Origin of the sequence: Streptomyces sp. NPDC057137 (assembly GCF_042670825.1) — a bacterium.
Lineage (GTDB): Bacteria > Actinomycetota > Actinomycetes > Streptomycetales > Streptomycetaceae > Streptomyces.
In genome coordinates this window covers 46,626-60,756 of sequence record NZ_JBHUUW010000016.1, presented here as the reverse complement: position 1 = coordinate 60,756, position 14,131 = coordinate 46,626, and the positions used below count along the sequence as shown (strand labels likewise).

The window sequence follows — 14,131 nt, the reverse complement described above, 5'->3', positions numbered from 1 at the left end:
GCCGGGGGCTGGAATGTCGGCCTCCGCCCAGGTGGGACGGGATTGTCAGACCCTGGCCCCACAATGGATCTCGAAAGTCGGCATCCGGTCCCGATCCCGGTCCGGATGCCGAAGCGCGCGACTCGGAGGTGGTGACGGCGCATGACCGTATGGGACGACCTGGTCGGGCAGGACCGCATCGCCGAGACGCTCACCGCGGCGGCGCGTGACGCGGATGCCCGTGTCACGGCCGAATCCTCGGGCACCCCGCCGCCCGAGGCGACGAAGATGACGCACGCGTGGCTGTTCACCGGCCCGCCTGGCTCCGGCCGTTCCACCGCGGCCAGGGCCTTCGCCGCCGCCCTTCAGTGCACCAGCCCGGACCGCGCGCTGGGCGGTGTGCCCGGCTGCGGGTTCTGCGACGGCTGCCACACGAGCCTGATCGGTACGCACGCCGACGTCGAGGTGATCCGCACCGACCTGCTCTCCATCGGCGTCAAGGACACCAGGGAGCTGGTCCGCCGGGCCCAGCTCTCCCCGGCCGTCGGACGGTGGCAGGTCATCGTCCTCGAAGACGCCGACCGTCTCACCGAGGGCGCGGGCAACGTGCTGCTGAAGGCCGTCGAGGAGCCCGCGCCCCGTACGGTCTGGCTGCTCTGCGCCCCTTCTCTGGAAGACGTCCTGCCCACGATCCGCTCCCGCTGCCGCCATCTCACGCTCCGTACGCCACCCGTGGACGCCGTCGCGGACGTCCTGATGAGGCGCGACGGCATCGAGCCGGAGGCCGCCGCCGCTGCCGCGCGTGCCACCCAGGGCCACATCGGCCGCGCCCGCCGTCTCGCCACTGACGAACGGGCCCGCGCCCGCCGGGCCACCGTCCTCAAGGTCCCGCTGCGCGTCGCGGACATCGGCGGCTGCCTCCGGGCCGCCCAGGAACTCATCGACGCGGCGGGCGAGGACTCGAAACAGGTCGCCGAGGACGTGGACGTCAAGGAGACCGAGGACATGAAGGCCGCCCTCGGTGCCGCGCCGGGCGGCCGGATGCCGCGCGGTACGGCGGGAGTCATGAAGGACCTGGCGGACCGGCAGAAGCGCCGCTCCACCCGTACGCAGCGGGACAGCCTCGACCTGGCGCTCACCGATCTGACGGGCTTCTACCGGGACGTCCTGGCGATCCAGTTCGGCTCGCGGATCGGCCTCGCCAACGAGGACGTACGGGACGCGCTCGACCGGATCGCGAGAGCGTCGACCCCGGAGGCCACACTGCGCCGGATAGAGGCGATCGTGGCCTGCCGCCAGGCGCTCGACCGCAATGTGGCGCCGCTGCTGGCTGTGGAGGCGATGACGGTGTCGCTGCGGGCCGGCTGAGCCGGTTCTGCCGTCCGGCGGGGGAGTCACCTCGGGGGAGTCACCCGTACGGACACAGAAAAGGGACAGTCACCGTCCGACGGCTAGGCTCCTCGAATGGACTTCAGGCGCCTCTTCCGTCTCTCCGCCACCGGGCTCGCAGCGGCCGTTCTGCTCGTCTCCGGCTGCACTTCCGGTGGTTCGTCGTCGTCCGGCACGGCGTCGGCGGAGTCAGGGGCGCCGGCCGACCTGAAGAAGTACTACGGGCAGAAGCTCAACTGGCGTGACTGCGGTGTTCCCAGCTTCCAGTGCGCCACGATGAAGGCGCCGCTCGACTACGACAAGCCGGACGGCACCGAGATCAAACTCGCCGTCGCCCGCACGAAGGCCACCGGCCCCGGCAAGCGCCTCGGCTCCCTCCAGGTCAACCCGGGCGGCCCCGGCGGCTCGGCAATCGACTACCTCCAGGGTTACGCGGGCATCGGCTACCCGGCCCCGGTCCGCGCCCGGTACGACATGGTGGCGATGGACCCGCGCGGAGTCGCCCGCAGCGAGCCCGTCGAATGTTTCACGGGCAAGGAGATGGACGCCTTCACCCAGGTCGACCAGACACCCGACGACAAGGCCGAGCGGAACCTCCTGGCGGACTCCTACAAGAAGCTGGCGCAAGGCTGCGAGAAGCGCTCGGCCGAGGTGCTCCCGCACGTCTCCACCGTCGAGGCCGCCCGAGACATGGACATCTTCCGGGCCGTCCTGGGCGACAAGAAGCTGACCTACGTCGGGGCGTCGTACGGCACGTTCCTCGGCGCCACGTACGCCGAACTCTTCCCCACCCGCGTCGGCCGCCTCGTCCTCGACGGCGCGATGGATCCCTCACTGCCCGCCGCCGAACTCAACCGCGACCAGACGGCGGGCTTCGAGACCGCCTTCGAGGCGTTCGCGGCCGACTGCGTCAAGCAGCCGGACTGTCCCCTGGGCACCGGGTCGCCGGCCGACGCGGGCCGTCGTATGAAGGCGTTCTTCAACGCCCTCGACGCCAAGCCGATCCCGACCGGCGAGCCGCGCAAACTGGGCGAGTCCCTGGCGACGACGGGTGTGATCAACGCCATGTACGACGAGTCCGCCTGGCCCGGCCTCCGCGAATCCCTCAGCAGCGCGATGGACGGCGACGGCTCCGGGCTCCTCGCCCTGGCGGACAGCTACTACGAACGCGAGGGCGACGGCTCGTTCACGAACCTGATGTACGCCAACGCGGCGGTGAACTGCCTGGACCTCCCGCCGGCCTACACCAAACCCACCGAGGTCGAGAAGGCGGTGCCGTCCTTCCAGAAGGCCTCCCCGGTCTTCGGTACGGGCCTGGCCTGGGCCTCGCTGAACTGCGCCTACTGGCCGACGAAGGCGACGGGCACCCCCCACCGCATCGAGGCGAAGGGCGCACCCCCGATCCTCGTGGTCGGCACCACCCGCGACCCGGCGACCCCGTACAAGTGGGCCCAGTCCCTCGCCGACCAGCTCTCCTCGGGAGTCCTGCTGACCTACGACGGCGACGGCCACACGGCGTACGGCCGCGGCAGCGACTGCGTGGACACGGCGATCAACACGTACCTCATCGAAGGCACCCCACCGAAGAACGGCAAGAAGTGCTGACCACACCCCCCTCCCCACCCGAGGACTGGTGCGGGGCACCCCCAAGAACCCTGTAGACTTGGCGCCGCTGCTGATGCGAACCTGACCGTGCGCGGACAGACAACTCCGCAGCTTGCCGCCTTAGCTCAGTTGGCCAGAGCAACGCACTCGTAATGCGTAGGTCTCGGGTTCGAATCCCGAAGGCGGCTCTGTGAAAGCCCCAGAACTCACTCGCCGTGATCTGGGGCTTTTGCTTTTCCGGGCCGCCGGTGGACAACCGGTGGACACGCGTGCAGGGGGCGTGCAAAGCGGTGGTCGAGTGAGCTCAAGTGAATTGGCCTGTCGCGCCGGAGGTGAAGGGGGTGCGGGTCCGTGTCCCTCGGGCTGTCGGCAGCGACGCTGTTGGGGAGTTTCCATAAAACGGGCGAGCCGATACGGCGGCTGGTGAAGAATCAGCCGGATGGACAACGAGATTCAGCTGATCAGCGACGGTGACGGACTGACGGTCATCGGGAGTGAGGCGGATGTCGAACGCTTCCTCGTCTCGGAGGGACTGACGTCCAAGGACGACCTTGGATTGCGACGGCTCAAGTCCGTCGCCGGTACCGGGGCTGTGGTCGCGCAGGCAGGTTCGGACATTGCCGCCGAATCCGCTTGCTGGGTGAAGCTGACCCGGGAGTCGGCACAGGTCGTCAAGAAGTACGGGCTGAGGGAAAGCTCGAAGACGGGTCTCAGCACAGGTGTGGTGAAGGGGCCCAAGGGCCAGGCCAGGGGATTTGTCGAATTCGCGAGCGGCCCCCGATCGTTTCTGGGTAACCCCGCGGTTCTCGCTCAGGCTGCGGGGATCATGGCGCAGCTCGCGATGCAGCAGACCATGGACGAGATCACCGATTATCTCGCCACGATCGACGAGAAGGTCGACGACGTGCTCCGCGCTCAGGAGGACGCGGCGTTGTCGGACATGATCGGAGCTGAGCTCGTGATCGAGGAAGCCATGACCATCCGGGAGCAGGTGGGCCGGGTTTCCGAGATCACGTGGTCGAAGGTGCAGGCCGCGCCGGGGACGATTGCGACGACCCAGGTGTACGCGTTGCGTCGACTCGACGCACTTGCGGAGAAGATGGAGCGCAAGGCGAAGATCGGTGATCTCGCCGAGGCGGCCAAGGAAGCCGAGTCCAAGGCTCAGGAGTGGCTCGCTGTTCTGGCTTGTTGCTTCCAGTTGCAGGACGCGATCGCCGTGCTCGAACTCGACCGGGTGCTGGACGCGGCTCCGGAGGAGTTGGACCGGCATCGCCTCGGCATTCGGATTGCCCGGCAGAAGCGGCTGGATCTCATCTCGCGGAGTACCGAGCGTCTGGTGGCCCGGATGAACGCAGCCGCCAGCGCGGCCAACGAGAAGGTGCTGCTGCACCCGACCAAGTCCCCGGCTGTGGTCCAGTCGAGCAACCATGTCGTGACCGGCGTCGATGACTTTCACGAGCGGCTCGGGATCGATTCCGGTCGTCGGCCGTCGGAGACGAGACGGTGGGCGGTCGCGGTGGCAGAGGTGAGGGACAAGGCGCTTGAGACAGGAGCGAAGGGCGTCGGCGCCGCCAGAAGCCTCGGCAACGAGACCCTCGACCGGGCCAACTCGGCAAAGGGCAAGCTCTCCAGCGGGATCATTGAGCGAGTGCGCCGTCGGCGCGAGGACGAGGAGGAACGCGACGAGGAAGGCTGAGCGAGCGTCGAACGTCAGCCACGTGCGCAGCCCGACTGCACCCTCACTGCGAAGAGCCTCATTACCGCAGAGGGACCGGGCGTGAACGTTTTACGCTTAGGTGCCGGCGTCGGGGGGCTTCACCCGTGACGTCCAGGAGGAGAGCATCCAGCTTCTCAAGGGCAAGGGCGCGATCTGCCCGCCTCGCCAAGGCCCCGCCGCCCAGGAGGGTCGGCAGGTTCCTTGTGCTTCAAACCGACCGCGACAGTGCTGTGGAGCCCGCTGTCGTGGGGAGTCGATCAGGGGTCGAATGCTTAAGCAGCAGCCCGGAGCCACGATCAAGGCGCTCTTACAGTAGGAACATCCGTCGTGCTCGCCGATACCTTGCGTTGCATGCGGAAGGAGGGGAAGAACGGGTGCGTGATGCCCGGCGGCAGGTGCGAAACGGCGCTTCAGTGGATCATCTTGCGCGTGTGATTGGTGTGAGCAGCAGGGCGCTCTCGAAGGCGGTCTACGGCGCCACCTGGCGTCGGGTGGGGCCGGAGGCCTGAGCATGAGACCAACAGGCCGGGACCGGCGGTCCGCAGACGCAAAAGGGCGGCTGGTACATCGAGACATCGATGTACCAGCCGCCCTTCCGCTTACGTCAGGCTGCCTCGAACGCCCGCTTGATCAGTGGCCCAGCCTTCTCCAGGTCAGCCGCCGAAGAGATACGGACCTCCAGGTCGTCCGTCCCGAGGTGGCCGATGCCACGCATGTCGCGGGAGAAGCCCTCCTCCAACGAGGCCGTGTCCGGTTCGAGTCGGAGGTAAACCAGGATCACCTCGTGCTTCGGACGGAAGATCACCGAGGCGAGGTTCACCATCCGCCGATAGGCGATGTAGTGCCTGAGTAGAGCCACCTAGACCTCGTCCCAAGCGGTGAGAGCCTCGTCCAACTCGACGTACAGGTCCTGCAGGCAAGCAGGAGCAACGCTTGGGCGCTCCTGGACCGAGGGCTTCCCGCTACCCCCGTCGGCGCTGGCTGCCTCTTCCCGCTTCCGCTGCTGCCGCCGAGTTGGAGCGGGGCGAGGCGAACCAGGCGTGGACTCGATCAGCAGCAGGCTTAGCAGCTGGCCGTCGAAGATGCGGTAGCGCACCAAGTCGATCCGCTCGTGCAGACGGTGCACCGCGACCCGGTCGTGGTGCGAGAAGCCGGACGCGATGCAAACCAGCCGCGGGCTCCGCCAGTCGATCGCTTCGGCCGCCTCGGTGCCCAGCTTCTCCTTGACCAAGGCCTCGAACTCGTGACGTGCCGAATCCAGCCACGACAGGTAGGAGACGGCCTGCGATATGACCCCGGTCTCGGAGCCTTTTTTGTATTCGATCACGACGGGCATGTTGTTCTCGTCGAGTCCCAATGTGTCGATCCGGCCTCGGTGCCATGGACCCGTCGTGTACTCCGACGCCAGGAAGCGGATGCCGAGCATCGACTCCAGCCCTGCCTCGATTCGGCGCTGCAGCTCCACCTCCAGCGCCACCGTCGAGCCCTGCAGCTCGATGTCCCGGCCATTGGCATCCACCCGGAACAGTTTCAGGTCGGTCATCAGCGCCCCCTCCCGTGATCACTACAGGAGATGCAATCGAAAGCAGCTAGCGGGTGTTCTGGGGCTGCGGCAAAAGTGCACGTGGCAGCCTGCCCCACTGGTGTCGCTATCCGTAGCGGTTAAACACTGCTGGAGGGGCGGTCCACGAAGACCACGCCGCGTGTGCTGCCATCAGACCGCAACGCTCGCCCAGATCGATCCTGCCAGGAAGAACAGCAAAGTCCTGTACTAGTGAGCCCGTTCACCGGAGGCCACTTGAGGTGCTGGTTGGCTCAGTCAGCGTCGATCGGAAGAAGGGCAGTCAACGACTCCACCGAGACCGGGTACTTGGTCTTCATGAGGTCGGAGTAGGAACGAAGTGCCCTGCTGATCTGTACCTTTGTGCGCGGGGCGAGGTGGACGAGAAGCAGGTCGTGGAGTAGTTGGGTGTGGTCCTTGCCGCTGGCCATCTTGCCCTGCTGCTTGCCCTCGGGAGTCTCGATCCACATGGATGAGAAGGGCGCTGCTGACATCTTCCAGTCGAGAGCTGAGAGGCGCTTCATCAGCTCTTCCCACTCCAGCGTTTCCTGCTCCAGGATGTGCCGCACGGCCCGAGCAACCTGTACCTGTACCGCCGGCCGCATGAACGGGTGCCCTGCACCATCGCGGCCCTTCGGTGCGCGCACGTCCTTGGGGGCCTGGGCGGTGAGGTAGCGCTGGCGCAGGTTCCCGCAGGCATCAAGGAGATCCTGGATGCGTGTCGCGAGGAGATCGTAGCTCTGGTCGAGGAGATCGTCCGTGGCCCGTTGCGTCGACTGCTCCGCGGTGCACGGGAGGTCGAAACCGATCTCCTTGACGACATCGTAGAGCACACCGATCGTGCTCCAGGATGGGCTGGTGGCGGTGATCGAGCGTTGGGCGAGGACCAGTTCGCCATCCTGACCGACCTTGCTGAACACGAGGACGACCTTGTCCCGGCTCAGGAAGGGGTGATCATCGAGCAGGCGGCGGGTGAGAATGGCGAAGCTGTCGTCCTCGTCGAGCGCGATGTTCTCCTGCGCGTTGGTGCTCTTGGCGTTGCGGTTGATGTTGGTGAACAACCGCCTGGTGCGTCGACGTCCGTCCGGGGTGTCGAAGTGGGGTACGACGATGACATTGATGTCCTCCCCGCCCAAGTCGGGGTCACGCTTGATCGCGTCCTTGATCGCCTTGAGCCGGTGCTGACCGTCGAGGGCGAAGAACTGCTGCGTTCCGTCGAAAGTGAGGACGCCGAAGTTGCGGTCGAGGCCGGCAAGAACTGCCTGGTTCGCATCGTCCGTGTCCATCGTTACTTCAAGGTAGTTGGGGTCCCCGCCCCAGACCGCGATGATGATGGCTCCGAGGAAACGGTTCTCGTTGCTCAGCAAGTAATCGGTGATCTGCGCTGTGCGGGTTCCGACGCCTCGCTGGATCATGGTGCCGAGGTCCTGGTTTCCCCCGAGTTCATGCGCGAAGTTGATCTCGCGTGCCACCTGCGCGTAGCTCATCAGGCAGGAGTAGTAGGTCCAGTTGCCCACCTGGGCCTTGAAGGCGGGGACGAAGGTCTTGGATGCCATGTCTTCCTCGATGTCGGGATGCTGAAGTCAGCTGTCGCGCAGGGCAGGTTGGGGGATGCTGCTGAGCCGGCCACGAAGCTTCGGCCGGTTCTGGTTGTTGAGGGGCGGGTTGTACAAGTTGATCAATCGGGCCTCTAGGTTCTTGATCTTGGCGCGGTCTTCAACTGTGGCGAACCAGAACTCCAGCGGGCGAAGGGCAAGGTAGTGCGTGAGTCGGCCGGACCGGGTGGTTGGAGGCTCCTCGGTCCAGAGGTGCTCGGGGTTGCCTCGAAGGTGCTTCTTGTAGTCCTTGTACCTGTTTCGGAGCGTGTTGCCGCGTTGGCCTGATCCACCTGCCTGCCCTATGTAGAGAACTTGGTGGAAGCTGCTCCAGGAGTCGTCAGCCATCGCGAGCCTGATCGATGGGCGCCAGACGAACATGTATAGCCCGGCCTCGTCAGGTAGTGCGCTGCCGAGGCTTTCGACCGCGAGGGCGTGTTCCCAGAGGGAGGCATGCTCCTCCAGGTCGTCCTGCAGGACTTTGTGGGCCGGGACATCGAGCATGGGAGCGATGCCGAGTCGGATGTCCAGCGAAGGGCTGGCTTCAGCGCGGTGGCGGATGACGGAGCGCTCGTGGGTGTCTGGTGTCGCCATCCTCAATGCACTCCGGCTGCAGCGGCGGTAGATGAAGGAACATCCTTACACGCGGCACTGACAGTCGGTGCGATGAGAAGAAAGTAGGCCCCGATAGTGATCAACCGTCACCATCGGGGCCTACTAGGAAACTTGGGGTCAATCAGAGATGACAGACCGAGCAGCCGGCCTCGTCGTCCTCCGAATCCAGGGCGTCGGACAGGACCTCCAGCAGCGGCCGGTTCGGCTTCACGCGCTTCGCAGCACGATCGAGCGCATCCTGATGCTTCGCTTCGATGTCCTCCCGACGCTCTATCAGCTGGTGCAGGGACTCTCCCTGTGACCAGGTGTAGTCGCGCCCCTGCATGGCGGTCCCTTGGTGCCGGATTTTCTCCTCGTACGCCACGGCCTTGTCGAACAGCTCGGGGTGACGATCCTTCAGCCCGACCCACTCGTGCTTGCGCTGGAAGAAGCAGAAGTAGCAGCCGGAGCGGGTGCGCCACTCGTAGTAGCCCGGCAGACCGGTACCAGCCTCGTCGAGGATGCGACCGACGCCCTCGCGGTCGATGCCGTCCTCGCGGAAAGGAAAGACCGCGGTGATGTTGGGCTTGGTACTGACGTAGCCGAGCCTGTTCTCGTCCGCGCGGATGGCGACGTAGGAGATCACCTCGTCCTCGCCGACCCACTCTTCCAGTGGCTTGATCTTCAGGTTCTTGGTGCACCAGCGCATCTGGGGGCTCGGCAGTGTGCCCTGGTAGACCTCCAACCAGTGGTCGAAGTCCCGGTCCGTGTTCAGCCTCGTGATGGGCTTGCCGACCGCTGCCTCAAGCTTGTTGAGATACTCGTAGGTCTCCGGCAGTTCGGCTCCGGTGTCGCAGAAGAAGTACTCCATCTCCGGCACTCGGTCACGCATGTAGATCGCCAATGCGGAGGAGTCTTTGCCGCCGGACAGGCCTAGGACGTGCCGGACCTTCTTCTTGGGAGTGGTGTCGTCGGTCATGGTCACTCCGTCCTCTCGGCTTCGGTGTTGGTAGCGGGCTCGGTTACGCGCTGGGCGAGGGCGGCAAGCAGAATGCGGGCGCCGTCCGGACCGAGCATGTTCCTAGCTTGCTCCAGGACACTGACAGCGAGACTTTCGGCCTCCTGCCGGGACTGCTCCGGGACGTAGATCAGCGTCCGCTGTTCGACGCCGTCGTTGTCCGTCAGAGTGAGAAGCCGTGCCTGGAGGTTCTCGGTCTGGTCGGTGTTCTGTTCGCGGTTCTCGTAGAGGTGGCTGACCCGGTCGAGGGCGGAAGCCATCTCCTTGACGCGTCGGGAGAAGACAACAGCATCGTTGTCGGACCAGTCGCCGAGGGCTGAGTTCGACAGCCGGACGATCAGTGGATCGATCCAGTCATCGTCCGACAGGTACTCGTTGAGCGCGATGGAGACGAAGCCCCGCAATTCCAGGCTCAGGGAGACGCCGGCGAAGCCCTTGAGCCGTGCGGCAAGCTCACGGCGAAGCTTCGGCAGCGAGGAGGGGACGCGGAACTCGCGGCTGATGGTCTCGACGACCTCGGCACGCAGTGCCCTCTCCGCCCCGGAGAGTTCCTCCGCTGCGGCAGCGAGCCGTTCCGCGTATCCCTTGTTGCCACTGCTGCTGATCCGGGCCTCAGGATTGATCGGGTCGAGCCCCAAGGCCTGCGGCAGCGTGTGGAAGAGCAAGTCGTCCGGGTCCTGAGCTGTGAGCAGGACGGTTCGGACAGCGATGGCGTCCTGGCTGATGCGCTTGGTGCGGCGGGCGTAGGGCGTCAGGACCATCACCCGCTCCATCAGCGCTCGGGTCACCGCGAGCAATGCTGGATTGCGGAGAGCCTGAGAGCGTGGAGAGTCCACCTTCAGCGCAAGGGACAGGTTCTTTACGACGCTCTGGCGCAGGCCGTCGCCGAGCGGCGTGGACTTTACGGAGAAGCGCTTCGATGCCTTGAGCATGCGCTCGACGATGTCGGGTGTAAGCCGGGGCAGGTATGTACCCTCCTCGAACAGCGCTACGTCCTGGCTGCGCAGGATCAGTGCAGTGACCACCAACAGCGGCACTGCGCCGGCCTTGACGCCGTAGGGCGGCACCATTAGGGCGCGGAAGATCTCGTCGAGATTGGTGCGCTTGTTCGCTGCGGTGAGTGACGCCTCCAGAGCCTCCCAGACCGCGAGGGTGTGTGGGTGGGAGTCGCCAGGACGGGAGAAGCCGTAAGGGAACAAGGAGGTGGAGGAGTCGTCGGCGGGGGTGCCCGTGTTCTCCCGGTGCAGGCCCATGTACTCCAGGGCCCCGCTGTACATGGCACGCTCGGCTGGGTGCTTGGCGATACCGAGATAGCGTTCACCGGACTTCAGCAGCATCGCGGTGAGTAGTTCGCGGCGGGCCTTGGCGCCCTGGCTGGTGAGTTCGTGGCGACCGAGCATCTCATTGCGGATGTGCGGGGTGGCTGAGAAAACGCGGTCGCAGGCGATTGAGGCCAGGCCGCTGAGGCTGCGGCCCTCGATCACCTCACCTTCGTTGTCGTCGGCAGAGATCCCCGAGCGCCACAGCCGCCAGGTCGCACGCTGGGTCTGCGGGTAGAAGGCCGCATCGAGCAGTTCCAGCAGCTCGCGCTTGGCCCCTGTTGTGCGTTCCCTGATCTCACGCAGTGCCACTGGGTCCAACGACTTGTCGAGCAGCAGCTCCTGGAGGGCTACGAGGTACGTCGCAGCGCTTACGACGAGTTCTGGTTCCTCGGTGACGCCGAGCACCACCGGCAGCGAGGACTTGACCACGGGCCGGTCTTCGGTCGTGCCGAGGTGGAAGACGAGTAGTCCGTCAGCGTGGTCATTGAGCTCGTCAGGGCCCTTGACGCTTTTGGTCTCAGGGCCGGTGACGCGGGTGAACAGGGCGCGCATCATCCCGGTGACCTGGCTGTGGCGGCCGGCGGTCAGCGCCTGCGGAAGATACTCGCCGAGCCTTTGGATGACGTACGTGTTGTCGAGATGGTTGGTGATGTCCTTCAGACGACCGTCGATGTCGACGTCCGTGCCGAGCCACGCCCTGTACTCACCGTTGAACTTGCGGTGGACCAGGAAGCCCCGATCCACCAGGCTCTGCAACTGCTCCTCAAGGGCGGCGAAAGCCTTTGCGTCCGCCCCGTCGGACGGCTCGTGCAGCGCAAAGTAGATCATGGCGGCAGTCGCTCGCAGAGCACCGTCCGAGTCGATCAGATTCAGCATGCCGATGGTGCGCAGCAGGTTCTGATCGGCCGTGGGCAGTCCGTTTGCCTCGGTGACCCTGGCTTCGATTTCGATCCAGCGGCCTGCGTTGGTGGAGGCCAGGAGGGAAGTACGGCCGGAGTCGAGGAAGAAGTCGTACAGCTGCGGCAACTGGATGGTGCTGGCCCGGCGCGGTTCGGCGAGCGAGAACAGGTCCAGCGAGCGGCGGACCGTGTTGGGCTCGTCGCTGTTGAGGAAGTTCGTCAGGCTGCGGTCGTGCTGACCGATCTGAGCCGCGAGGAGAGGGGCCGCGACCGCGGTCAGCGGGTGCAGCGGGTAGAGGTCCGCAAAGTCTTGGGCCTTGAGGCCAACGACAGTGTTGAGGCCGTGATGTTCCCAGGCCTTCTCGGCAGCCTCGGCCTGGGCCCGGATCAGCTTCTGGCCGGACTCGGGAGCAGCAGACTGGTCGAGCCGGCGGCGCATCAGCTGGACGGCGTCGCCAATGTGCGGGGTGAAGGTGATGTCCTCGAACCGGCCCTGGATCTTAGCCCACTCGCGGGTCTGCAGTTCGCTGGAGCGGGCGGCGTAGTCCATGAACGACATGTGCTGCAGCGTCATCATGAACAGCGGCAGACCTTGATCGCCGGCGCTCTTCTCGGCGAGTTCCTGCAACAGGAACAGGTCGTCCTTGGTGCTGGCGAACTCGCTGTGTCCGGCAAGGTGCTCAAGGGTCTTGCCGAACTCGTCGATGACCAGCAGCAGCGGCTGCAGCGCGCACAGGGCCTCGACGGCGTTCAGGATGTCCTGCGGCGACGTCGTTGCGGGGTCGGTGCAGGCGGCAAGGGCTGCAGCGACTGCCTTGGGCGGGCGGGTCTTCCAGCGGCGTTGGGCAGCGGTGTGGAGAGCCCGCGTCAGCGTCGCGACGAGCGGCTCGCGGCGGGCTGTGGCGACGGCGCCGAGGAAGCCGGCCGGGGCGAGCTGCTCCCGGCCGGCGGGCAGACGCTTGGCGAGGCTGGGGCTGGTGGCGCCGAGCAGGGACTCCGCTTCGGTACGGCGGACCTTGTCATGGCCAAGGAGTGCATCGATGAGGTTGGTCAGGGTGGACTTGCCGGAACCGTAGGGTCCGGTGAAGGACCAGGACCGGGGACGGCGCAAATTACCGAGGGAACTCGTAACGCGTTCGAGCACGTCGACTGCACGCGTGCCGATGTAGAGAGAGTGCAGCTCGGTCTGGACGTCGCGTTCCAGATTGGTCGAGCGCATCTGAGAGCCGACCAAGGCGATGCCAGTGGGGAACTGCGGGCCACCAGGGGTCTTGCCGGCGGCACTGCGCCGCGTGGGGGTCGCGGTGGTCACACGTTCTCCTCAGTCAGGGCGAGCTGTGGCTCGACGGCGTCCTGGTTCTTTCGCTCGCGCTTCTCGGCGTCCGCGAGCTTGGGGTACTCGCGTGCCCACTCCTCGCGGGTGGGGAACCCCGGCCGTGACCGGACCCTGTCGTACTGATCGTCCAAGACGTCCCAGGCCAACTCGAACGGATCAGAAGAGAACGCGAGGCTTTGCTGCCCGATCGTCTGGACGATCTGCAGCCCCGGGTGATCACCGGAGACTTTCTCTAGGGCGGCGGCGATATCCGGTTCGCGGATACGGAACGCGCGGCCGGGACCCCCGTGTTCGTTGGCGAGGCGGGCGAGCGAGATGGAGCCAGCACCGCGGGTCGTGCGGGCCGCGTAGTCAAGGCAGGCGTACGCCACGATCCGGGCTGGCAAAGAGGTGCGAACACCGGTGGTGAACTGCCATTCCATCTTGCCCCGCTGCCCAACCTGCTCCAGTAGCCCGAGTTCACGGAAGGGGCAGGCGAGCAAGTCCTCAAGCGCGCCTGGGGCACCGATCTTCCCCCGGGGCGCGGGGGCGTACATCTTGGTGATGCAGTCGACGTCCTTGGCGATGGAGGCTTCCACCGGCCCTTCAGGGAAGGACAGGTTGACGTGACGCACGATCAGCTGTGTCAGATCCTCCGCTGTGAACCGGGAGAACGGCGCGATCTGGAAAGCGACATACCAAGCCGGAGCCCAGCTCTTGGCACCCGGCCGGGAGCAGAGGAGCCACCAGTGCAGCAACCACAGGCTACCGGTTTCTTCCAGATAGGGGTCGGCTCCCTTTTCGTCGAGCAGCCACCGCGCCTCCCACGTCGGGAACGACAACATGGCGCGCGAATTGGTGTCGTCGCCGTAATGCTCGCGGGTGAGCTTGAACGCCCGGGACCAGTAGCGCATGGAATAGACCATGTTCTTGCCGACGCCGAGCTGCACTGGAGCGTCATCCGCGAGGAACGTCTCCGGGTTGTCCTTCACCTGCATGTACGCCTTGTGGAGCCACCCAAAGCGTGGCGCGAACGTCTCATGGCGCGCGAAGGAAGAGTGAGCGGCTTCCGCGAGCCGAGTATCTGACATACGGGATTTCTCCGTGTCCGTTCAGTTTTCGGTGAATTTCAAGGCT

At 65.8% G+C, this 14,131-nt stretch carries 8 protein-coding genes, 1 tRNA gene and 1 pseudogene; 4 read left to right on the top strand and 6 right to left on the bottom strand.

Translation table 11 applies throughout. From position 1 onward, the window contains the following. Nucleotides 1-141 precede the first annotated feature (141 nt). The 4 genes from ACFT9I_RS15975 (at nt 142) to ACFT9I_RS15960 (ending at nt 4,669) form a co-directional block, all read left to right on the top strand. Nucleotides 142-1,347 (top strand): DNA polymerase III subunit delta', encoded by a 1,206-nt coding sequence (locus tag ACFT9I_RS15975; protein ID WP_382564594.1) that lies wholly within the window; start codon nt 142-144, stop codon nt 1,345-1,347. 96 nt (nt 1,348-1,443) lie between these two features. Next, nucleotides 1,444-2,973, top strand: coding sequence for an alpha/beta hydrolase (locus tag ACFT9I_RS15970; protein ID WP_382564592.1), 1,530 nt, complete (start codon nt 1,444-1,446; stop codon nt 2,971-2,973). 114 nt (nt 2,974-3,087) lie between these two features. Then, nucleotides 3,088-3,161: transfer RNA gene (locus tag ACFT9I_RS15965), tRNA-Thr, on the top strand. A gap of 251 nt (nt 3,162-3,412) precedes the next feature. Continuing rightward, the gene (locus ACFT9I_RS15960; protein ID WP_382564591.1) at nt 3,413-4,669 is read left to right on the top strand and encodes a hypothetical protein; all 1,257 of its coding nucleotides are present in this window, start codon (nt 3,413-3,415) and stop codon (nt 4,667-4,669) included. Between the two features lie 625 nt (nt 4,670-5,294). Here the strand turns inward: ACFT9I_RS15960 and ACFT9I_RS15955 are convergent. The 6 genes and pseudogenes from ACFT9I_RS15955 to ACFT9I_RS15930 form a co-directional block, all read right to left on the bottom strand. Further along, a pseudogene (locus ACFT9I_RS15955) lies at nt 5,295-6,233 on the bottom strand (DUF5655 domain-containing protein). 272 nt (nt 6,234-6,505) lie between these two features. Beyond that, a complete protein-coding gene (locus ACFT9I_RS15950) occupies nt 6,506-7,807 on the bottom strand; it encodes a DNA sulfur modification protein DndB (protein WP_382564589.1) in 1,302 nt (433 codons plus the stop codon). Between the two features lie 27 nt (nt 7,808-7,834). Then, nucleotides 7,835-8,440, bottom strand: coding sequence for a hypothetical protein (locus ACFT9I_RS15945; protein WP_382564587.1), 606 nt, complete (start codon nt 8,438-8,440; stop codon nt 7,835-7,837). Between the two features lie 142 nt (nt 8,441-8,582). Beyond that, complete coding sequence (locus tag ACFT9I_RS15940) at nt 8,583-9,419, bottom strand: phosphoadenosine phosphosulfate reductase family protein (RefSeq protein ID WP_382564586.1); 837 nt, start codon at nt 9,417-9,419, stop codon at nt 8,583-8,585. A gap of 2 nt (nt 9,420-9,421) precedes the next feature. After that, a complete protein-coding gene (locus tag ACFT9I_RS15935; protein WP_382564584.1) occupies nt 9,422-12,991 on the bottom strand; it encodes an ATP-binding protein in 3,570 nt (1,189 codons plus the stop codon). Further along, nucleotides 12,988-14,085, bottom strand: coding sequence for a DUF4007 family protein (locus ACFT9I_RS15930; RefSeq protein WP_382564582.1), 1,098 nt, complete (start codon nt 14,083-14,085; stop codon nt 12,988-12,990). Before ACFT9I_RS15930 ends, ACFT9I_RS15935 begins: the two co-directional genes overlap by 4 nt. Between the last annotated feature and the right edge of the window lie 46 nt (nt 14,086-14,131).